The organism is Microbacterium sp. Z12_35, from assembly GCF_058310475.1.
Map to the genome: position 1 here is coordinate 87316 of NZ_JBZEGJ010000003.1, position 18241 is coordinate 105556.

Genomic DNA, 18241 nt, shown 5'->3' on the forward strand with positions numbered 1-18241 from the left:
CTCACTCCGGAGCGTCGGTGAAGACCCCCACCCGCTCGCCGTCGAAGACGAACTGCAGGGCACTGCCGAGCGGGAAGCGCCCGCGCAGCTCCTCCGGGAGTTCCGTGCCCACCGTCACCACGACCGTGGCGGGGAAGGCGCCCGCGCCGCAGCCGTACTGCGAGCCGCCGGTGAGCGCGCCGCCGTCGCGGAGGTCGGTCGTGGGCATCACCAGGATGCAGGTGTCGGTGCCGTCGGGCAGCCATGGCCCGCTCTTCGCCGTGATCGCCGTCAGGCCGAAGAAATCCTGATATCCGGTGGCGTCCTCGGTTTCGGGACCCAGGAAGTTCTCCGGCCACGGGAATGCCGGGTGCGGCTGAAGCGTGGCCACCTGTACCGCCCCGGCCCCCCGCGAGACCAACGGCATCAGAGCCGAAGCGATGGCGGCACCCACGGCGAGCGCGGCGAGCACCGAGACGAACCAGAGGATCGCCACCCACCGGCGCGACCGCTGGGCCGCGGGCGGCGGATCCGACTCGCGAGGCTCCCGGTCGGGCGCGTCCGGTTGACGGGGCTCCGAGGCATCGCCGGAAGCACCCGCGTCCGGAGTGGCCGGGGCCTCGGCGTCCGGCATCTCTGCCTGGCGCTGCTCACGCTCAGCTCCTCCAGGCGCGCCAGCGCCTGCGGGTCGGTGTGGATGTCGGATGCGGGGCCGTACGCGCGTGAGCGCAGCATCCTGAGTTCGTCTTCGTCGTCCATGGGTCGATCTCCGGTCAGGGCACTCGTGGTCACCAGCCGTGGGTGTTGAACCACTCCTGGCGGCGGTCGAACTCCGCGCGGGTGGCGTCCCCGCGCCACGAGTCGTGCTCGGCGAGCGCGCCGGCCACGAGCCGGACGAACCCCCAGCACGCGTCGCACAGTGCGCGTCCCCCGGGGTACCCGTCGGGGAGCGTCGGGGCGGGCACGGCCGGTCGGCCGCTCCCGGGGCATCGCGGTGGATCGGCGTCACGGTCACTCCACAGGAGTCCCGTTCCGATCCGGTGATGCAGGCCACGATGACCCGCCTCCCGCGTGCAGATCTCACCGCCGCGCCGGCTCAGGCACGGCCCCGCGCCGTTCGGCGACGGAGTTGTCACGGTCTCAGGACGGCTCCACGAGGAGCCGGAGGATGCGGGCCAGCGCGGCCTGGTCGGCGCGGCTGAGTGTCTGCAGCTCCTCTGCTTCCCGGCGCACGAGCTCGGTCATCGCCGCATCCACGCGCGCTGACCCTTCCGCGGTCAGGCGCACCAGGATGCTGCGCCGGTCGAGCTCGTTCGGGCGACGCTCGACGAGGTGGCGTGCCGTGAGCTTCTCCAGGCGGTTGGTCATCGCGGCCGAGCCGATCATGGTGGCGTCGATCAGCTGGGCAGGGTTCATCTCGTGAGGATCTTCGGCCCGGCGGAGCGCCGCGAGCACGTCGAACTCCCATGCCGACAGGCCGGCATGCGCGAACGCCCCCGCCCGCAGTCGTCCCAGCCGGTGCGACGCGCGACGCAACCGCGACATGACATCCAGCGGGGTGAGATCCACCTCGGGGAGTCGGCGCGACCAGGCGTCGATCAGCAGATCGACCTCGTCGTCGCGGTCGAAGGAAGTCATGCTCCGACCGTAACGCTTCCGGCGCCGCACAGGCCTCGGGCGCGCCATACCCACCGGGGGTATCATGGCCACCATGCACGGGTACGAAGGCAGCAAGGAGGACCTCCTCACGCGCCTCCGCCGCGCCGAAGGCCAAGTGCGCGGCATCGGCCGGATGGTCGAAGACGACAAGTACTGCATCGACATCCTCACCCAGGTCTCTGCCGCCACCAAGGCGCTCGAGACCGTCGCCCTGTCACTGCTGAGCGATCACCTCAGCCACTGCGTGGCCGAGGCCACTGCCCAGGGCGGGCCTGTCGCCGAAGAGAAGATCCGCGAAGCGAACGAGGCGATCGCGCGCCTCGTCCGCTCCTGAGAAGGAGAAGACCATGACCGTTCAGCGCCTCGACCTCGGACTGACCGCCCCCGCTGCCGGATGCGGCGGTGATTCGTGCATGTGCGGTTCGCCCGCGACGACCGGGGCGTCATCCCCCTCCGCAGTCGTCGCGGAACTCGGCGTGGAGGGCATGACGTGCAGCCACTGCGTGCGCGCCGTGACCGACGAGATCAGCGCCCTCGACGGGGTGAGCGGCGTGGAGGTCGAGCTCGTGGCCGGCGGGACATCGCGTGTCACGGTGCGCGGCACCGTGCCCGTACCGGCCGAGGCCCTCAGCACCGCCGTCGTCGAGGCCGGTTACACCCTCGCCCGCTGAGACCCTGCTGCACCGGCGCTACACCGCGGCGGAATGACCGGTCGCGCGACGCAGCGCATCGACCGCATCCGGGAAGGTGAGTGCCTGGCACACTTCGACGGCCCGGTGGTACCGGGATCCGGAGAGCGCCACGAACACGTGCCCGACGACCTCGATGTATCCCGCGACGTCGCCGTCCCACGCGATCTCGTACAGGTCGAGGTCGATGCGCGTCCACGGCTGCGGTGCCGCCAGAGGGGTGGACTCGATGTGACGTGCTTCCATCACCACCGCCGGCCCCTTTCGCTCCTAGGTACAGGGTGCGCCGGAAATCGCGGAAGCGCGTAGGGCTTGACGGTAAGCGTTTACGGGCGGTAAATGCCTTAGCCGGCCGAGGCGTCGGCGCGCGCCGGCCGACCCCGGCGGGGCCGCTCGGATGACAGCGCGAAAGCGCGCTCGTCGTCGACCCCGGCGACCAGTGGTGCGACGGCATCCAGCCACGCGATCTCCGCGGCCACGCGGGAACGCTCGGCCTCCCGCAGGATGGCGACGGCGACGTCGTCCTGCTCGTCGTCGTCGATCGCATGCAGGCGGGTCACGGCCGCGCGCCGTTCGGCCGCGACCAGCCCGGCTGCATCCACGCCCGGCAGCGTCGCGGCCAGCGCAACTTTGAATGCCCGCTCGTCGCGTCCGGCGGGCAGCTCCGCCTCCGAGAACCACCGCTGCGTCTCGTCCCGTCCCGCGGAGGTGATCCCCCAGTAGGTCTGGCCGCGCTCGTCGGTACCGCGTTTCTCGACCAGACCGTCGCGCTCGAGCCGGTCCAGCGTCGTGTAGATCTGCCCGACGTTCAGCGCCGCGCCGGTACGCCGGGCGTATTCCGCGCGGAGTTGGTAGCCGTAGCACGCGTCCTGATCGAGGATCGCCAGCAGCCCCCGACGTACCGACATGCGACCCCCAATGAATATCGAGTATGTATTACCGAGTATAGGGAGAGTGGAGGCCGCGACGGTCAGCCGCCGATCGCGTTCATTCCCCGCGGCGGCTGGAGGAACCCGGGGTCGTCGATCGCGTGGCCGGCCAGCTTGCCGTGCACGCAGGCCCGGAGGACCTCGCCGATGCCCGCGGCGCGCGCGGCCGAGGACCCGGTCGTGCGCAGGGCGGGGAGGAGGTCGTACTCGGCGACCGAGAAGAGGCAATTGCGCAGTTGACCGTCCGCGGTGAGGCGCAGGCGGTCGCACGCGCCGCAGAACGGCGCCGTCACCGATGCGATCACCCCGACCCGGTGCGGGCCTTCGTCCAACACCCAGGTCTCCGCCGGCGCGCCCCCGCGGCCCGGCACGGGGGTCAGGCTCCACCGCTCGCCGAGCGCGGCGAGGATCTCTCCGCGGGTGACCATGGTGGTGCGATCCCAGGTGTGTCCGGCGTCGAGAGGCATCTGCTCGATGAAGCGCATCTGCGCACCCGCGTCGACGGCGAACTGCACGAGGTCGACGAGCTCGTCGTCGTTGACCCCCCGCATCGCCACAGCGTTGAGCTTCAGTGGCCGAAGCGGGGAGGCGGCGGCCGCGGCGATGCCGGCCAGCACGTCATCGAGTCGATCACGGCGCGTGAGCGCGGCGAAGCGGTCTCGGCGGATCGTGTCGATGCTGATGTTCAGTCGCGTCAGCCCCGCTGCCACGAGGCCGGGGAGGAACTTCGGCAGGCTGATCCCGTTCGTGGTCATCGCGATCTCGACCGGACCGGCCGGGCCGCGGAGCGCGGCGAGACGGCCGACGACCTCCACGATGTCGGCGCGCAGGAGCGGCTCACCGCCGGTCAGCCGGAAGGTGGTCACGCCCAGCGCCGCGGCGGCGGTCGCGACCTCGACGATCTCGTCGGCGGTGAGGATGCTGGACCGCGCGAGCCACTCGTTGCCCTGTTCCGGCATGCAGTAGGTGCACCGCAGGGAGCAACGGTCGGTGAGGGAGATCCGCAGATCACGGTGCACGCGTCCATGCGTGTCGATGAGCGCGCCGGTGTCCGCGACGGGAGCATGCCCGGGGAGGCGCAGCACGACCGGCACCGCGGTCATCCCACCACCACCGGATCGCACATGTTCCGAGCGTACGGGCTCACACCGGCGCAGCGGCGGGCCGGGGTTGATTCGATGACGAGAGATCGCCGGCCGCGGCACTGATCCCGGGTGTTAGCTTGTGGTCAGACCACAGCCGGTGGCGCGGAATCGGAGGACCCCGTGGAGCTGCTCGACCCGCTACTTCTCGCCCGATGGCAGTTCGGTCTCACGACGCTCTACCACTACCTCTTCGTTCCGCTGACGCTCGGTATGGCGCTGGTCACGGCGATCTTCCAGACGGTCTGGTACCGGACCGGGTCGGTGAAGTGGCTCCACCTCACCCGCTTCTTCGGCCGGATCTTCCTGATCAACTTCGCCATGGGCGTGGTGACCGGCATCGTCCAGGAGTTCCAGTTCGGGATGAACTGGTCGGCGTACTCCCGCTTCGTCGGCGACGTGTTCGGCGCCCCGCTGGCCTTCGAAGGTCTCCTGGCGTTCTTCCTCGAGGCCACGTTCATCGGCGTGTGGATCTTCGGCTGGGACCGCCTGCCGCGCCTCGCGCACCTCGCGAGTATCTGGATGGCGGCGATCGGCGCGACACTGTCGGCCTACTTCATCCTCGCCGCGAACGCGTACATGCAGAATCCGGTCGGCTACGAGATGGCCGCGGACGGCTCACGGGCGGAGCTCGTGGACTTCGGGGCGCTGCTTACGAATCCCGTCGCCCTGGCCGCCTTTCCGCATACGATCACGTCGGCGTGGATGTTCGCCGCCGCCGTACTCATCGCCGTGTCCGCCTGGCATCTCCTGCGCAAGCAGAACATCGAGACCATGCGCACATCGCTGCGGTTCGGGATGTGGTTCATGGTGATCTCCTTCGCCGGGGTCGCGCTCTCCGGCGACCAGCTGAGCCTCACGATGGTCGCCACGCAACCGATGAAGATGGCCGCGGCCGAAGCGATCTACGACACCGCGTGCGGGGCCGATGCCTCCTTCTCGCTCTTCTCCATCGGAACGCCGGACGGCTCTCAGGAGGTCTGGTCGCTGCGTGTGCCCTTCCTGCTGTCACTGCTGTCGACGCACACCCTGGACGGCTGCGTCGAGGGAATCAACGACCTGCAGGCGTTGTACACCGAGCAGTTCGGCCCGGGCGACTACGCCCCCGTCATCTGGATCACGTACTGGGCGTTCCGCTGGATGATGGGTCTGGGCGGGGTCGCGGCTCTCCTCTCGGTGGCCGGGCTGTGGCTCACGCGCAAGAAGTCCACCGTCCAGATGCGCCCGTGGATGTGGCGTGTACTCATCTGGTCGGCGCCCCTTCCGCTCCTGGGCAGCCTCGTCGGGTGGGTCTTCACCGAGATGGGCCGTCAGCCCTGGATCGTCTTCAGCCTCATGCTGACCGAAGACGGGGTGTCGCCCAGTGTCCCGGGCTGGAACGTCCTCATCTCGCTGGTGTCCTTCACGGCGATCTACGCCGCCCTGGCGGTGGTGGAGCTGGGCCTGATCCTCAAGTACGCGCAGAAGGGCCCCGACCCGCTTCCCGATCCGGATGCGCCGGCCGAGCCCGACTCCATCGAGAACACCCCGACGACGGTTTATTAGGAGCGGAAAATGGATCTCGCCTACCTCTGGTTCTGGATCGTCGGGTTCTTGTTCGTCGGCTACTTCGTCCTCGACGGGTTCGACTTCGGCGTCGGGATGTCGCTGCCCTTCCTCGGCAAGGACGACATCTCGCGCCGCCAGATCATCAACACCATCGGTCCGGTCTGGGACCTCAACGAGACGTGGGTCATCGTCGCCGGGGCGTGCCTGTTCGCGGCGTTCCCGGAGTGGTACGCCACGCTGTTCAGCGGCTTCTACCTGCCGCTGCTGCTCATCCTCCTGGCCCTCATCGCCCGCGGTGTGTCGTTCGAGTACCGGCATCAACGCGACTCGCTCCGGTGGCGGCGCGGCTTCGACCGCATGATCGTCATCGGTTCGGCCCTGCCGGCGTTCCTGTGGGGCGTGGCGGTGGCCAATATCGTGCAGGGCGTGCCGATCGACGCCGACTTCGAATTCACCGGGTCGCTCCTCACCCTGCTGAACCCGTACGGGCTCCTCGGCGGACTGACGACCCTGCTGCTCTTCTTCGTGCACGGGGTGTATTTCGTCGCCCTGAAGACGGACGGTCCGGTGCATGCGGATGCGCGGCGCCTGGCCACCCGCGCGGGGCTCCTCGCCGTCGCGGTGGCAGCCGTGTTCGTGAGCTGGACGGTGCTCGTGCACATGTCGATCCCGGTGCTGGTGCTGGGCGCGGTCGCGGCTGTCGCGCTGATCGCCTCCGTCGTGTCCAACCTGCGCGACCGGGAAGGACGGGCATTCGGATTCGGCGCAGTCACGATCATCTCGAGCGTGCTCATGCTGTGGTTCGCCCTCTTCCCCAACGTGATGCCCTCCTCCACCGACCCGGCGAACACCCTGACGATCGAGAACGCGTCGAGCACCGATTACACGTTGACGATCATGAGCTGGGCGGCGCTGATCTTCCTCCCGCTCGTGCTGGCGTACCAGGGGTGGACGTACTGGGTCTTCCGGCGCCGCGTCACGCGCTCGCACATCGAGAAGGCCGCGCTGTCCGCGCACTGACCGACGTGCGTTCGGATGAGAAAGTCGCTGCGGTGAGCGGGGGCCGGCGCGGGCCGGTGGACCCCCGGCTGCTCACGTACGCGCGCGCCTCTCGCGGATTCCTCGCCATCACCGCGGCGATCGTGCTCGCCCAGACCGGCGTGATCGTGGGATTCGCGTGGACCCTCACCGCGGCGCTGGGAGGCGCGATCGACGGGGTTCCCGTGTCGGAGCTGTGGCCGCTGGTCGGCACCGCCACAGGCCTCGTGGTCCTGCGCGCGGTCCTCGTCCTCGTCTCCGAGCGCGTGAGCGCCCGAGGGGGTGCGGCGGCGTCTCTGCAATTGCGCGACGCGCTGGTGCGCGCCGTCGGCAAGCTCGGACCGGGATGGCTGGGCAGCCGGAACGCCGCATCCCTCGCCGTCACCGCCGGTCACGGACTGGAAGCGCTCGACGCGTACTTCGGCCGGTACCTCCCGCAGCTGGTCGCAACGGCCGTGACCACGCCGATCCTGATCGGGGCGATCGCGCTCGCCGATCCCCTGTCGGGGCTGACCGTCATCCTCACGATCCCCCTCATCCCGCTCTTCATGGTGCTCATCGGCCTGGCCACGCGCTCCGTGCAGCGTCGCCAGTACGACACGCTCGGGCGCCTCGCCGCACGCTTGGCCGATACCGTGGATGGCCTCGGAACCCTCAAGGCCTTCGGGCGCGAGCACCGCGCTGCCGACGCGATCGGGGAGGTCACGCACCGGTATCAGCGCGAGACCATGTCGGTGCTGCGGGTGTCGTTCCTCTCGGGATTCGCGCTGGAATTCCTCGCGTCGATCTCGGTCGCCATCGTCGCCGTGACGATCGGATTCCGCCTGCTCGCCGGCGAGATGGACCTGCTCGTCGGACTCTTCGTGCTGCTGCTGGCGCCGGAAGCGTACCTGCCGCTGCGCCAGGTCGGCGTGCAATTCCACGCCGCCGCAGAGGGCGTGGCCGCCACCGAGGAGATCTTCGGCGTGCTCGACGCCGCCGCATCCGCCCCGGTGGCTCCGGCGCACCGTGCCCCCGGGTCGCGGGTCCACGCGCGCGGGCTCTCGGTGCGCCGGGGCGAGCGGATGCTGCCGCCGGTCGACCTCGCGCTGGAACCGGGGCGCGTGGTGTGGATGCAGGGTCCGAGCGGTGCGGGAAAGTCCAGCGTTGTCGCGGCCCTGCTGGGCTTCGCACCCTACGAAGGCACGATCCTCGTGGACGGGTCCCCCGCCGTCGATGCCCGTGAGTCGATCGCGTGGGTCGGGCAGCGGCCGGGCCTGGTCGCCGGAACGGTCGCCGCCAACGTCGCTCTCGGCGCCGCCGAGGCCGACGCCGCCCTCGTCCGCACCTGCCTCGCCGACGCGCAGGCGGGAGATGTCGATCCCGGCCGGGATCTCGGTGCGGGCGGCTCCGGGCTGTCAGGCGGACAGGCGCAGCGGGTCGCGATCGCCCGGGCGCTGTACCGCCTCCGCTCCGGCAGTGCGCGCCTGCTCGTGCTCGACGAACCCTCGAGCGCCCTGGACACCGAGATCGAGGCCGCGCTGTGGCGCAGCATCCGCCGCGTGGCCGACAGCGGTGCCGGCGTGCTGCTGGTCTCGCACCGCGCGTCGGCTGCGGCCATCGCCGACGACGTCGTGACGCTCCCCCTGGCCATCGGCGTGGGTGCCGCATGAACCGGAGGACGCGGGAGATGCTGCGGGCCGCGCAGCCGAGCACGCGACGGTTCGCGCCGTCGGTACTGGCGGGGGTGGGCACGGCCGCCAGCGCGATCGCGCTCCTCGCCGCCAGCGCATGGCTCATCGCCCGCGCGGCGGAGCAGCCGCTGCTCCTCTACCTCTCGGCCGCCGTCGTCGCGGTGCGCGCCTTCGCGCTGGGGCGAGGGGTCTTCCGCTACCTCGAGCGCCTCGCAGGGCACGACGCCGCGCTCGGCCAGCTGGCGACCGTGCGCGCGGGGCTCGTGCGCGACATCGTGCCGCTGGCACCGGATGGACTCGGTCGCGCCCGCCGCGGTGAGATGCTCTCGAGCCTCGTCGACGACGTGGAGGAGCTGCAGAACCTTCCGCTCCGGGTCGTCCACCCTCTCGCGGTGGCCGCGCTCGCGTCGCTCGCGAGCGTGGTGTTCGTCGCCTTCGTGTCGGTGCCCGCCGCGCTTTCGCTCCTGGTGTGCCTCGCGGTCGCCTTCGTTCTGGCGGTGGGTCTGGGCTGGGCGGCAGGTGCGCGGGCGGAACGGGCGATCGCGCCGCTGCGTGCGGCCGTGGCCGACGCCGTGTACGACCTCCTCGTCTCCCTCGACGTGCTGACGGCCTTCGGCGGGCTGGATGCTGCGCACGCACGTCTGCGCGGAGCCGACGAGCGGTTACGCCGCGCCGTGGTGCGCCGCGGCGTGGCGCAAGGCGCCACCGCGGCGGCCGTCTCCCTCCTCGCCGGAATCGCCGGGCTGCTCGCCCTCATCGTGGCCGCGCCCGGCGTGGTCGAGGGCACGCTCAGCGGTCCGGGCCTCGCCGTCGTCGTGCTCCTCCCGATGGCCGTGTTCGAGATCTTCGGGCCGGTGCCGCTGGCCCTGGCGTCCTGGCGGCAGGTGCGTGCGGCGGCCGAGCGCATTGCCGCCGCGGTACCCGACCGCATCCCCCCAGGGCTCCCCTCGGACGAGCCCCGCGCCACCGGGGCAGCTCCGGCGCTGGGCGAAGGCATCGTCCTGACCGGGCTCGGCGCACGCTGGCCCGAGCGGTCGGGCGCAGACGCGGGGCGCCTCACCGACCTGAATCTGCGGATCGGGGCCGGTGAGCGCGTGCTCGTGACCGGTCCGAGCGGGGCCGGCAAGACGACCCTCGCCCATGTGCTCGTGCGTTTCCTCGACTACGCCGGCTCGTACACCGTGGGTGGGGTCGAGGCGCGGGAGATCGCCGGGGAGGACCTCCGCCGCGCGATCGGCCTGTGCGAGCAGAGCCCGTACCTCTTCGACGAATCGATCCGCCAGAACATCCTGTTCGCCCGCGACACCGCGGACGACGCCGAGCTGCTCGCGGCGCTGGATCGGGTGGGTCTGGGCACCTGGGTGCGCGAGCGCGGCGGCCTGGACGCGCGTGTCGGTGACCGCGGCGCGCTCGTGTCGGGCGGGCAGGCGCAGCGGATCGCGGTGGCCCGCGCCCTGCTCCGCGACTTCCCTGTGCTCGTGCTCGACGAACCCACCGCGGGGGTGGATCCGGCCGCATCCGACGCCCTCCTGCGCGACCTCCTCGGAGCCGTACCGGGCGACCGGGCGGTCGTGCTCATCTCGCATGTAGAGGTGCCGAATGCGCTTGTGGACCGCACCGTGCGCCTGGAATCCGGCCGGCTCGTCGGCTGACGACCACGCGACGCGGTGTGGCACAGTTCCAGGATGGGTGTGAATGTGCGGGTCGCGACGCGGTCGGATGCGGCAGCGATCGCCCGCATCCGCGTGGAGTCGTGGCAAACGGCCTACGCCGGACTGATCCCCGACAATGTCCTCGGCGCGATGGACGTCGACCGCGAGAGCGTGCTGCGCGCCGATCGGTGGACGACGGATCACCGCGACGGGTCCGTCGACCTGCTGGCGAGCGTCGACGACGACGCCGTCGTGGGATGGGCGAACGTGGGACCGGCGCGCGAAGAGGAGTGGGCGCAGTGGGGAGAACTGCGCGCGATCTACGCCGTCCCGACCTCCTGGTCGCGCGGGGTCGGTCACGCGCTCATGGAAGCGGTCGAGCAATGGCTGCGCGCGACCGGGTCGACGGCTGCGTACCTCTGGGTCCTCGAGGGGAACGACCGCGCCGCCAGGTTCTACGAAGCCCACGGCTGGCGCGAGGACGGTGCGGCGCGCGATGACGCCTGGCCCGCGACCGCCTCTCGTCCGGCTTATGTGCTGCGCGAGCGCCGCCGCACCCGTCAACTCGCCTGAGCGCGCGTCAGAGGTCGCGGGCGAATGCCTGCGCACCCTCATGCGAAGGCAGAGGGGTGAAGCCGAGCCGGCGGTAGAACGCCAGTGCGCCGGTGTTGGCGTCGCCGGCGACGAGGTGCACGCCCGGCACACCCGCCGCCCGCAGGGCGTCGGTGAGCGTGTCGATCAGCCGTCGCCCCCACCCCTGCCCTTGCGCTTCGGGAAGCAGGTCGATGTGCAGGTGCGCGGGATAGGTGTCGCCATACGGCTCGCGACCCGGCGCCCGATCGTAGGCGTACCGGAGGACCCCGTCCTGCCGGGTGCGCTCCTGCGGCGGCTGCGGCCAGCGACCGCCGAACTGCGGCCACCACTCGTCGCGGAACCATGCCTCGAACGCGCGGGTGTCCGGGGCGCCGACCACATACCCCACGACGCGCCCCTCCCCCGCCTCCACGACGAAAGCGAACTCGGGATGGCGCGCCACGTACGGGAGGACGAAGATCTCCGCCCAGATCGCGTCGTCCTCGAGGATCCCCGTGGCATCACCCCCGGCATCGGCGGTCCGTAGGCAGATCTCGGCGAGCGCCGGTTCGTCGCCGGCCCGGAATGGTCGTATCCCGCCCATTCCCCGAGCCTATCCGCGTCGTTTGCCCGGTTCCCCCGCCGGCAGGAATCGCACGTCGGCCGCAGCGACCGTCAACGACACCGACGCGCCGGGGGAAAGGGATGCGGCGGCCGCCGCATCGACGTCCACGGCGCACCATCCCGCCTGCACCCGCACACCCGACGGCGTGGGCTCGAGCCGGTCGACCCGTGCCGTCCAGGTGTTGCCGCCCGGGGCGGGCGAGGCGGTGTCCGGAACAACCCGGACGGACGACGGCCGGAAAACGGCCGCGAGGGGCCCACCCTCGGATGCCGCGATCGCGCGGGACGGTGCATCCTCGGAGTCCAGCCGCACTCCGTCGCGCTGCCAGGCGCCGCCGGACCCACGCCCCTCGACGCGGTTGAGCCCCGCGATCGCCGCCACGAAGCGGGTTCCGGGCTGGGACAGCACGTCGCGTACGGGTCCGGACTGGGTGACGCGACCGTCCTCGATCACGACGAGGCGTCCGGCCAGGGCCGCGGCATCCACCGCGTCGTGGGTGACCGCGACGGTCGTCGTTCCGGCCAGCTGGGCGCGCAGCATCGCCCGGATGCCGGCGGCCGTGTCGGGATCGAGCGCGACCAGGGGCTCGTCGAGCAGCACCGCGCGGGGCGACGCAGCCAGCGCGCGGGCGACCGCGACCCGCTGCTGCTCGCCGCCGGAGAGGTCGGCAGGACGCCGGTCGCCGGCGCCGGGTAACCCGACGCGGTCCAGCCACGCGTCCGCCTCCGCGCGGGCCTGCGCGCGCGGCATCCTCCCCGCGCGAGGTCCGAACGCGACGTTCTCGCGCGCGGTCAGATGCGGGAAGAGCCGCGGCTCCTGGCCGAGCAGCACGATCCCGCGCCCCATCGGGGCGATGCGGACACGGGGGCGGGCCGTGCGCTCGAGGACCCGGTCGCCGGCCCGGATCTCGCCGTCGTCCAGCGGCACGAGCCCGGCGAGCGCGCCCAGGAGGGTGGACTTCCCCGCTCCGCTGGGACCCATGACCGCCACCGTCTCCCCCGCGGAAACATCGAGCGACACGTCGACGGCGAACCGGGCGCGCTGCACGACCACCCGCGCCGACAGCTGGGTCATCGCGCTGCCCCCGGTCGCCATCCGCGGACCAGAAGCAGGACGGCGATGGCGGTGACCAGGAGCAGCAGCGACAGCGCGACGGCGGTGCCCTGCGTCACCCCGGCACCGTTGAATGCCGTGTAGATCGCCAGCGGCATGGTCTGCGTCACCCCGGGGGCGTTGCCGGCGAACAGGGCGGTCGCCCCGAACTCCCCGATGGCGCGGGCGAAGCACAGGACGACGCCGGCCACGATCCCCGGCGCCGCCAGCGGCAAGGTGACCCGGCGGAGGATCGTCCAGCGCCCGGCCCCCAGCGCTGCGGCGGTGCGCTCGTACGCTACGCCGGAGGTGCGCAGAGCCCCTTCCACGGCCAGCACGAGGAAGGGGAGCGCGACGAAGGTCTGCGCCAGCACGACAGCGGTGGTCGTGAACGGCAGCCCCGCAGCTCCCAGCCAGCCGTTGCGTCCGAAGAGGTACAGCAGCGCGACCCCGCCGACCATCGGCGGCAGCACGAGCGGCACGGTGACGACCGCGCGCAGCAGCGCGGCCGTCCGTGCCGTGCTCCGGGCGATCAGCAGTGCCAGGGGAACGCCGACGACGATGCACGCGGCCGTCGCGGTCAGACCGGTCTGCAACGACAACCCCAGCGCCGACAGCGCCGCCGGAGACGTGACGTCGCTCCAGAGGGTGTCCCACTGGACCCGTGCGACCAGGGCGATGAGCGGGAGCACGAGGAAGACCAGGCCCACGCCGGCGGGGAGGGCGAGCCAGCGCGGCGCATATCCATCCGGAGTGCTCACGGCGCCCCGAATCCATGGCGCGCAAGGATGCGTTCGCCCTCCGCCGATCGGACGAACGCGACGAACGTGGCCGCCGCATCCGGATGCGAGGCGCCGTCGATCGTGGCGATGGGGTACCGGTTCACGATCTCCTCGGCTCCCTCGGGCACGGTCGCTGCGACCCCATCCATCCCTCTCACGTCAGTGGCGTACACCAGCCCCGCGTCGGCCTCCCCGGCGGCGACCTTCGTGAGGACCGCGGTGACGTTCTGCTCCAGACTCGCGGGCGTCACCGTCACACCGGCGCGTTCCAGAAGGGCCTCGGATGCCGCGCCGCAAGGGACCTCGGGGGCGCACAGCACCACGGTCGCGCGAGTCAGGTCGGCGAGCGTCTCGATGCCCGCGGGGTTGTCCGCCGGGGTGGCGATCACGAGCGTGTTCGTGGCGAAGACGGCCGGGTCGGTCGCCACGCCGGCGAGGCTCGCCATGCTCGCTTCGTCCGCGGAGGCGAAGACGTCGGCGGGTGCCCCCTCGAGGATCTGGGCGGCGAGGGTGCTCGAGCCGTCGTACACCGCGCGGACGCGCACGCCCGGATTGTCGGATTCCACTCGTTCCGCGATCTCATCGAAGGCGCGGCTCAGGGATGCGGCGGCGTAGACCGTCACCGTGCCGGTGAGGCCGTGGCCGGGAGACGAGGCGCGGTCGGCGGTGGAGCATCCCCCGAGGGGAAGGACGGCCACGACCAATGCGGCGACGAGGGCCGCGATGCGCCGAGCCACGTCAATCCCGCGGTGTCTCGACCACGACGTGCGTGGCCTTGACCGATGCCACCGCGAGCGAACCGACCTCCAGCTGCAGTTCGCGCACGGCTTCGGCGGACAGCAACGAGACCACCCGGTGCGGCCCGCTCTGCAGGTCGACCTGCGCCATGACGCCGTCCACCTGGACGCGCGTGACGATGCCCACGAACCGGTTCCGCGCGCTGGAGAGCACGTCGGTCGGGTCGTCGGCCTCGGCAGCGAGCCGAACGGCACGGTCGGCGAGCGCCGCGCCGGGGATCTCCGCGGGCGATCCGCCGGCCGGGAGCTGTTCCGCATCGATCCACCGCCGCACGGTGTCGTCGCTGACCCCCAGCAGACGGGCGGCTTGGGAGATCCGATAGCTCGTCATCGCAGTAAGTTACCGCAGATGCGGCTCATGACCTATAAAATCCCCGCTTCCGCGGATCCCTCGCCGATGATCCCGAGGCCGTAGCCTGAGGGGATGAAGCCGCTGGTCGAACCGATCGACAGCCTCGCCCCCACCGAGCTCATCCGCACCGCCCGGCACGCGGTGCTGGCCGGGATCGGCGAGGAGGGGCAGCGGCGACTCGCCGCCGCACGTGTCGCCGTCGTGGGCGCCGGGGGGCTGGGCTCCCCCACGATCCTCGCTCTGGCCGCCGCCGGTGTCGGCGAACTCGTCGTCATCGACGACGACGTGGTGGAACTGACGAACCTCCAGCGTCAGATCCTCCACCGCGTCGGCGACGTCGGCTCCCCGAAAACCGCGTCTGCGGCCCGCGCGATCGCCGACCTCGCCCCCGGAACCCGGGTGGTCACGGTGAGTGAGCGACTGACGACCGACAACGCTCGGGACATCCTCCGCGGCGCCGACATCGTGGTCGACGGCAGCGACGCGTTTCCGACCCGCCGCACTGTCGCCGATGCGACCGACGCGCTCGGCGTGCCCCTCGTCTGGGGCGCGGTTCAGGAATGGCACGCGCAGGTGACGGTGTTCTGGTCGCGGCCCCCTGTGGGCGTCGACGCCGTGCGCCTGGGCGATCTGTTCCCGGAAGGCAGTGAGGGCGAGCCGCCCACATGCGCACAGGTCGGTGTGCTCGGCGCGCTCTGCGTGCAGGTCGGGGGCATGCTGGCCACCGAGGTGGTGAAGCTCGTGACGGGAGCAGGAGAGCCGCTCCTCGGTCGCATGATCACCGTCGATGCGCTCCGGGCCCGCGTGGCCGAGGTGCCCCTGCGGGCCGCTCCGACGGGAATCGTCGCGTGACGGCGCTCCGCAGCGTCGAGGATCAGCTCACCCGGGTGCTGGCCGCCGTGCGCCCGGTCCGCGCCGAGTCGCGCCCTGTGCGTGCCGCAGCCGGCCGCGCCCTTGCGGCGCCGGTGCGGGCGACCTTCGACATCCCGCTCTTCGACAACTCCGCGATGGACGGGTTCGCCGTGCACGCGAGCGACGTCGCGGACGCCTCGGCGGAGCATCCCGCCCTCCTCCGCGTCGTCGCCGACCTTCCTGCCGGCACCGACACGGACCCGGCCCTCGCGCCCGGGGAGGCCGCGCGGATCATGACGGGGTCGGCGGTCCCCTCCGCCGCCGACGCGGTCGTGCCGTTCGAAGACACCGCCGGAGGACTCGCCGACTCGCTCGGCGGAATCCGAGTCACGCGGGCACCGAAGCCGGGGAGCTTCATCCGCCGCCGTGGGAGCGACCTCCGCGCGGGCGACGAGGTGGTTGCCGCCGGCACGCGAATGGGCGCCTTCCAGATCGCCGCGTCCGTGGCCGCCGGCGTCGACTCGGTCTCCGTGACCCGGGCGCCGCGCGTGGCCGTGGTCTCCACGGGCAGCGAGTTGACCGGCCCCGGGGAGATCCCGAGCCGTGGCCGCATCCCCGATTCCAACGGGCCGCTCCTGGAGGCGCTGGTGGCCGCCACCGACGCCGACGTGGTGCTCCTCGCGCGGGTGGGAGATGATCCCGCCGCCGTCTCACGCGTGACGACCGAGGCGCAGGCCGTCGGTGCCGACGTCATCGTCTTCACCGGCGGGGTCAGCGCCGGTGCCTACGAGCCGGTACGTGGCGCCTTCGACGGCGGCGGCGACATCGAGTTCGTGGGGGTGGCCATGCAACCCGGGAAGCCGCAGGCGTTCGGCGTGCTCCCCTCGGGCTGCCTCGTCTTCGGGCTGCCCGGCAACCCGGTGAGTGTGGCGGTGTCCTTCGAGGTCTTCGTGCGCCCGGCACTGCTTCGCCTGCAGGGCCGGAACGACCTCGCCCGGCCGCACGCGACGCTCCTCGCCAGCGAAGGGTGGCGTACGCCGGTGGGACGGCGCCAATACCTGCCCGCCGCCGTCGACCTCGCCGGCGGCGCCGTGCGCCCCGCGACTGCCGGGGGCTCGGGATCCCACCTCGCGGGGGGCCTGGCCCGCGCCTCGGCGTTCGCCGTGGTCGCCGCCGAGGTCGACGCCGTCGCACCCGGCGACGGCGTCGATGTCATGCTGGTGGGATGAGCTTTCCCCACCTGAACGCGGCCGGACAGGCGCACATGGTCGACGTGACGGCGAAGCAGCCGACCGTGCGGACGGCCACCGCCCGCGGCTTCGTCCGCTGTGCGCCCGAGGTCGTGGCGGCGCTGATCGACGGCACGGCCCCGAAGGGCGACGTGCTGGCGGTGGCCCGGATCGCCGGCATCCAGGGCGCCAAGTCGGCTTCCTCCCTCCTTCCCCTTGCCCACGTCATCGGCGTGCACCGCGCATCGGTCGACCTGGAGATCACGGCGGACGGCGTCGCGATCGAGGCCACCGTGGGGACGGCGGACCGCACGGGCGTGGAGATGGAGGCTCTCACCGCGGTCTCCGTCGCCGCCCTGGCGATCGTGGACATGATCAAGGGACTGGACCGGAGCGCGCTGATCGAGAACGTGCGCATCGTGGCGAAATCGGGTGGGCGCTCCGGCGACTGGACGCGCCCCGGGGAGGCGTCGGCGTGACCCACGTCCGCTACTTCGCGGCCGCAGCCGAGGCCGCAGGTGCGGATGCGGAGGACCGCACCGAGCCGACGCTGACGGCGTTGCGCAACGCGGTTCTCGCCGAGCATCCCGCCCTGGCGGACATCCTGCCTCGCTGCGCGATCCTCGTCGACGGCGTCCGCACGGACGGCGACGCCGATCTCACCGCGGCGTCCCTCGTGGATGTTCTGCCCCCGTTCGCCGGCGGCTGAGCCGGATCAGCCGCCGAGGCCCTTCCAGGCCGTGGTGCCGTCGGCTTCGACCTGACGTTTCCACACCGGGAGGTCGGTCTTGATCGCCTCGATCAGAGCGCGGCACACGTCGAAGGCGACCGCCCGGTGCCCCGAGGCCACGGCGATCACGACCGCCGCGTCACCCACCGACAGCCGGCCGACGCGGTGACTCACCGCCACGACGGCATCGAGCCCGTCGGCGGCCTGCTCGGCGAGCCGCCGGAGCGTGTCGGGAGCGTCCGGGTGCGCGCTGTACTCGAGCGCCACCACGGCGCCGGCGGCATCCGGGTCATGATCGCGCACGCGTCCCACGAAGCTCGTCGTCGCGCCGAAGCGCGGGTCGTCGACGGCATCGAGGTGGGCCGCCACGTCGAGGGGCGCATCGGAGATCGCTGCGATCCGCACCGGGTTCACGCGTGGTCCCTCCCCGCCAGCTGGTCGAGCACATGGGCAGCAACCGACAGCACGACGGGGATGCCGGCCACCACGGCGCGCGGGGAGCCGGGAAGGTTCACCACGAAACCACCCGCCGGGTCGACGACCCCGGCAAGCCCACGGGAGAGGACGGCCAGCGGAGTGTCTGCGAGCCCTCCGCGGCGAATCTCTTCCGCGATCCCCGGGAGCTCGCGCGTGAGGACCCGCGCGGTGCCCTCGGGCGTGGCATCCCGCGGTCCGACACCGGTGCCGCCCGTGGTCACGATCAGCACCGGGGGCCCGGAAAGCGAGCGCCGCAAGGCCTCCTCGACGCTGTCGGCACCATCGGGGACGATCTCGGCGTCGGCGCAGTCCCAGCCGGCGTCGCGCAGCATCCCGACGGCCAGCGGACCACCGCGGTCCTCGCGCTCCCCCGCAGCCGATCGGTCGGACACCGTGATCACCCGGGCGATGCGCTGCATCCGC

The 18241-nt window shown here is 72.0% G+C and carries 24 protein-coding genes; 11 read left to right on the forward strand and 13 right to left on the reverse strand.

Features of this window, described 5'->3' with window-relative positions:
• Position 1: 1 nt before the first annotated feature.
• The 3 genes from AC4FS1_RS16805 to AC4FS1_RS16815 all read right to left on the reverse strand — a co-directional run bounded on the left by AC4FS1_RS16805 (position 2) and on the right by AC4FS1_RS16815 (position 1617).
• A complete protein-coding gene (locus AC4FS1_RS16805; protein WP_491156889.1) occupies positions 2–475 on the reverse strand; it encodes a hypothetical protein in 474 nt (157 codons plus the stop codon).
• Between the two features lie 292 nt (positions 476–767).
• A complete protein-coding gene (locus tag AC4FS1_RS16810) occupies positions 768–944 on the reverse strand; it encodes a hypothetical protein (protein ID WP_491156891.1) in 177 nt (58 codons plus the stop codon).
• A 175-nt stretch (positions 945–1119) separates the two neighbouring features.
• Positions 1120–1617 (reverse strand): MarR family winged helix-turn-helix transcriptional regulator, encoded by a 498-nt coding sequence (locus AC4FS1_RS16815; protein WP_491156893.1) that lies wholly within the window; start codon positions 1615–1617, stop codon positions 1120–1122.
• Positions 1618–1690: 73 nt separating this feature from the next.
• Here AC4FS1_RS16815 and AC4FS1_RS16820 point away from each other — a divergent pair, with 73 nt between their 5' ends.
• Together AC4FS1_RS16820 and AC4FS1_RS16825 are read left to right on the forward strand one after the other, a co-directional pair.
• A complete protein-coding gene (locus tag AC4FS1_RS16820; RefSeq protein ID WP_491156895.1) occupies positions 1691–1972 on the forward strand; it encodes a metal-sensitive transcriptional regulator in 282 nt (93 codons plus the stop codon).
• 13 nt (positions 1973–1985) lie between these two features.
• Positions 1986–2309 (forward strand): heavy-metal-associated domain-containing protein, encoded by a 324-nt coding sequence (locus AC4FS1_RS16825; RefSeq protein WP_491156897.1) that lies wholly within the window; start codon positions 1986–1988, stop codon positions 2307–2309.
• An 18-nt stretch (positions 2310–2327) separates the two neighbouring features.
• On the opposite strand, the gene AC4FS1_RS16830 is transcribed toward AC4FS1_RS16825, so the two are convergent.
• From AC4FS1_RS16830 to moaA, 3 genes are all read right to left on the reverse strand, one after another.
• A complete protein-coding gene (locus AC4FS1_RS16830; protein ID WP_491156899.1) occupies positions 2328–2579 on the reverse strand; it encodes a hypothetical protein in 252 nt (83 codons plus the stop codon).
• 92 nt (positions 2580–2671) lie between these two features.
• Positions 2672–3235, reverse strand: coding sequence for a PadR family transcriptional regulator (locus AC4FS1_RS16835; protein ID WP_491156901.1), 564 nt, complete (start codon positions 3233–3235; stop codon positions 2672–2674).
• Between the two features lie 62 nt (positions 3236–3297).
• Entirely contained in the window at positions 3298–4359 is a 1062-nt protein-coding gene (moaA, locus tag AC4FS1_RS16840; RefSeq protein ID WP_491156902.1) for a GTP 3',8-cyclase MoaA, read from the reverse strand.
• A 162-nt stretch (positions 4360–4521) separates the two neighbouring features.
• Here moaA and AC4FS1_RS16845 point away from each other — a divergent pair, with 162 nt between their 5' ends.
• The 5 genes from AC4FS1_RS16845 to AC4FS1_RS16865 are packed head-to-tail and all read left to right on the forward strand — an operon-like array spanning position 4522 to position 10882.
• Complete coding sequence (locus tag AC4FS1_RS16845; protein WP_491156904.1) at positions 4522–5943, forward strand: cytochrome ubiquinol oxidase subunit I; 1422 nt, start codon at positions 4522–4524, stop codon at positions 5941–5943.
• A 9-nt stretch (positions 5944–5952) separates the two neighbouring features.
• Positions 5953–6966, forward strand: a complete 1014-nt coding sequence (gene cydB, locus AC4FS1_RS16850) for a cytochrome d ubiquinol oxidase subunit II (RefSeq protein ID WP_491156906.1) — start codon at positions 5953–5955, stop codon at positions 6964–6966.
• Positions 6967–6998: 32 nt separating this feature from the next.
• Positions 6999–8636, forward strand: coding sequence for a thiol reductant ABC exporter subunit CydD (cydD, locus tag AC4FS1_RS16855; protein ID WP_491156908.1), 1638 nt, complete (start codon positions 6999–7001; stop codon positions 8634–8636).
• Positions 8633–10309 (forward strand): thiol reductant ABC exporter subunit CydC, encoded by a 1677-nt coding sequence (gene cydC / locus AC4FS1_RS16860; RefSeq protein ID WP_491156910.1) that lies wholly within the window; start codon positions 8633–8635, stop codon positions 10307–10309. The genes cydD and cydC overlap by 4 nt, the downstream gene beginning before the upstream one ends.
• A 33-nt stretch (positions 10310–10342) precedes the next feature.
• Positions 10343–10882 (forward strand): GNAT family N-acetyltransferase, encoded by a 540-nt coding sequence (locus tag AC4FS1_RS16865; protein ID WP_491156911.1) that lies wholly within the window; start codon positions 10343–10345, stop codon positions 10880–10882.
• Positions 10883–10889: 7 nt separating this feature from the next.
• On the opposite strand, the gene AC4FS1_RS16870 is transcribed toward AC4FS1_RS16865, so the two are convergent.
• The 5 genes from AC4FS1_RS16870 to AC4FS1_RS16890 are packed head-to-tail and all read right to left on the reverse strand — an operon-like array spanning position 10890 to position 14509.
• Positions 10890–11486 carry a GNAT family N-acetyltransferase gene (locus AC4FS1_RS16870; RefSeq protein WP_491156913.1) on the reverse strand — a complete coding sequence of 199 codons (597 nt, stop codon included), beginning with the start codon at positions 11484–11486 and terminating at the stop codon, positions 10890–10892.
• Between the two features lie 9 nt (positions 11487–11495).
• A complete protein-coding gene (locus AC4FS1_RS16875; protein WP_491156915.1) occupies positions 11496–12602 on the reverse strand; it encodes a sulfate/molybdate ABC transporter ATP-binding protein in 1107 nt (368 codons plus the stop codon).
• Positions 12578–13360: a molybdate ABC transporter permease subunit gene (gene modB, locus AC4FS1_RS16880; protein ID WP_491156917.1), complete on the reverse strand. Its 783-nt coding sequence runs from the start codon at positions 13358–13360 to the stop codon at positions 12578–12580. The genes AC4FS1_RS16875 and modB overlap by 25 nt, the downstream gene beginning before the upstream one ends.
• The gene (gene modA, locus AC4FS1_RS16885; protein ID WP_491156918.1) at positions 13357–14118 is read right to left on the reverse strand and encodes a molybdate ABC transporter substrate-binding protein; all 762 of its coding nucleotides are present in this window, start codon (positions 14116–14118) and stop codon (positions 13357–13359) included. Before modA ends, modB begins: the two co-directional genes overlap by 4 nt.
• A gap of 1 nt (position 14119) precedes the next feature.
• On the reverse strand, positions 14120–14509 hold the full coding sequence (locus AC4FS1_RS16890; RefSeq protein WP_491156920.1) for a TOBE domain-containing protein: 390 nt from the start codon (positions 14507–14509) through the stop codon (positions 14120–14122).
• A gap of 93 nt (positions 14510–14602) precedes the next feature.
• Between AC4FS1_RS16890 and AC4FS1_RS16895 the strand changes: the two genes are divergently transcribed.
• The 4 genes from AC4FS1_RS16895 to AC4FS1_RS16910 are packed head-to-tail and all read left to right on the forward strand — an operon-like array spanning position 14603 to position 17320.
• Complete coding sequence (locus AC4FS1_RS16895) at positions 14603–15382, forward strand: HesA/MoeB/ThiF family protein (protein WP_491156922.1); 780 nt, start codon at positions 14603–14605, stop codon at positions 15380–15382.
• Positions 15379–16611, forward strand: a complete 1233-nt coding sequence (locus AC4FS1_RS16900) for a molybdopterin molybdotransferase MoeA (RefSeq protein ID WP_491156923.1) — start codon at positions 15379–15381, stop codon at positions 16609–16611. Before AC4FS1_RS16895 ends, AC4FS1_RS16900 begins: the two co-directional genes overlap by 4 nt.
• Positions 16608–17090 carry a cyclic pyranopterin monophosphate synthase MoaC gene (gene moaC / locus AC4FS1_RS16905; protein ID WP_491156925.1) on the forward strand — a complete coding sequence of 161 codons (483 nt, stop codon included), beginning with the start codon at positions 16608–16610 and terminating at the stop codon, positions 17088–17090. Before AC4FS1_RS16900 ends, moaC begins: the two co-directional genes overlap by 4 nt.
• Positions 17087–17320 carry a MoaD/ThiS family protein gene (locus AC4FS1_RS16910; protein ID WP_491156927.1) on the forward strand — a complete coding sequence of 78 codons (234 nt, stop codon included), beginning with the start codon at positions 17087–17089 and terminating at the stop codon, positions 17318–17320. The genes moaC and AC4FS1_RS16910 overlap by 4 nt, the downstream gene beginning before the upstream one ends.
• 6 nt (positions 17321–17326) lie before the next feature.
• Here the strand turns inward: AC4FS1_RS16910 and AC4FS1_RS16915 are convergent, their stop codons facing one another.
• Positions 17327–17755 carry a molybdenum cofactor biosynthesis protein MoaE gene (locus AC4FS1_RS16915; RefSeq protein ID WP_491156928.1) on the reverse strand — a complete coding sequence of 143 codons (429 nt, stop codon included), beginning with the start codon at positions 17753–17755 and terminating at the stop codon, positions 17327–17329.
• Positions 17752–18237 carry a MogA/MoaB family molybdenum cofactor biosynthesis protein gene (locus tag AC4FS1_RS16920; protein WP_491156930.1) on the reverse strand — a complete coding sequence of 162 codons (486 nt, stop codon included), beginning with the start codon at positions 18235–18237 and terminating at the stop codon, positions 17752–17754. The genes AC4FS1_RS16915 and AC4FS1_RS16920 overlap by 4 nt, the downstream gene beginning before the upstream one ends.
• Between the last annotated feature and the right edge of the window lie 4 nt (positions 18238–18241).

What these genes read in the sequence shown, in the direction of transcription:
- AC4FS1_RS16815 (WP_491156893.1), bottom strand. Translation starts at nt 1,617, where the DNA reads ATGACTTCCTTCGACCGCGACGACGAGGTCGATCTGCTGATCGACGCC.
- AC4FS1_RS16820 (WP_491156895.1), top strand. Translation starts at nt 1,691, where the DNA reads ATGCACGGGTACGAAGGCAGCAAGGAGGACCTCCTCACGCGCCTCCGC.
- AC4FS1_RS16825 (WP_491156897.1), top strand. Translation starts at nt 1,986, where the DNA reads ATGACCGTTCAGCGCCTCGACCTCGGACTGACCGCCCCCGCTGCCGGA.
- AC4FS1_RS16835 (WP_491156901.1), bottom strand. Translation starts at nt 3,235, where the DNA reads ATGTCGGTACGTCGGGGGCTGCTGGCGATCCTCGATCAGGACGCGTGC.
- moaA (WP_491156902.1), bottom strand. Translation starts at nt 4,359, where the DNA reads ATGACCGCGGTGCCGGTCGTGCTGCGCCTCCCCGGGCATGCTCCCGTC.
- cydB (WP_491156906.1), top strand. Translation starts at nt 5,953, where the DNA reads ATGGATCTCGCCTACCTCTGGTTCTGGATCGTCGGGTTCTTGTTCGTC.
- cydC (WP_491156910.1), top strand. Translation starts at nt 8,633, where the DNA reads ATGAACCGGAGGACGCGGGAGATGCTGCGGGCCGCGCAGCCGAGCACG.
- AC4FS1_RS16865 (WP_491156911.1), top strand. Translation starts at nt 10,343, where the DNA reads ATGGGTGTGAATGTGCGGGTCGCGACGCGGTCGGATGCGGCAGCGATC.
- AC4FS1_RS16870 (WP_491156913.1), bottom strand. Translation starts at nt 11,486, where the DNA reads ATGGGCGGGATACGACCATTCCGGGCCGGCGACGAACCGGCGCTCGCC.
- AC4FS1_RS16875 (WP_491156915.1), bottom strand. Translation starts at nt 12,602, where the DNA reads ATGGCGACCGGGGGCAGCGCGATGACCCAGCTGTCGGCGCGGGTGGTC.
- AC4FS1_RS16890 (WP_491156920.1), bottom strand. Translation starts at nt 14,509, where the DNA reads ATGACGAGCTATCGGATCTCCCAAGCCGCCCGTCTGCTGGGGGTCAGC.
- AC4FS1_RS16895 (WP_491156922.1), top strand. Translation starts at nt 14,603, where the DNA reads ATGAAGCCGCTGGTCGAACCGATCGACAGCCTCGCCCCCACCGAGCTC.
- moaC (WP_491156925.1), top strand. Translation starts at nt 16,608, where the DNA reads ATGAGCTTTCCCCACCTGAACGCGGCCGGACAGGCGCACATGGTCGAC.
- AC4FS1_RS16920 (WP_491156930.1), bottom strand. Translation starts at nt 18,237, where the DNA reads ATGCAGCGCATCGCCCGGGTGATCACGGTGTCCGACCGATCGGCTGCG.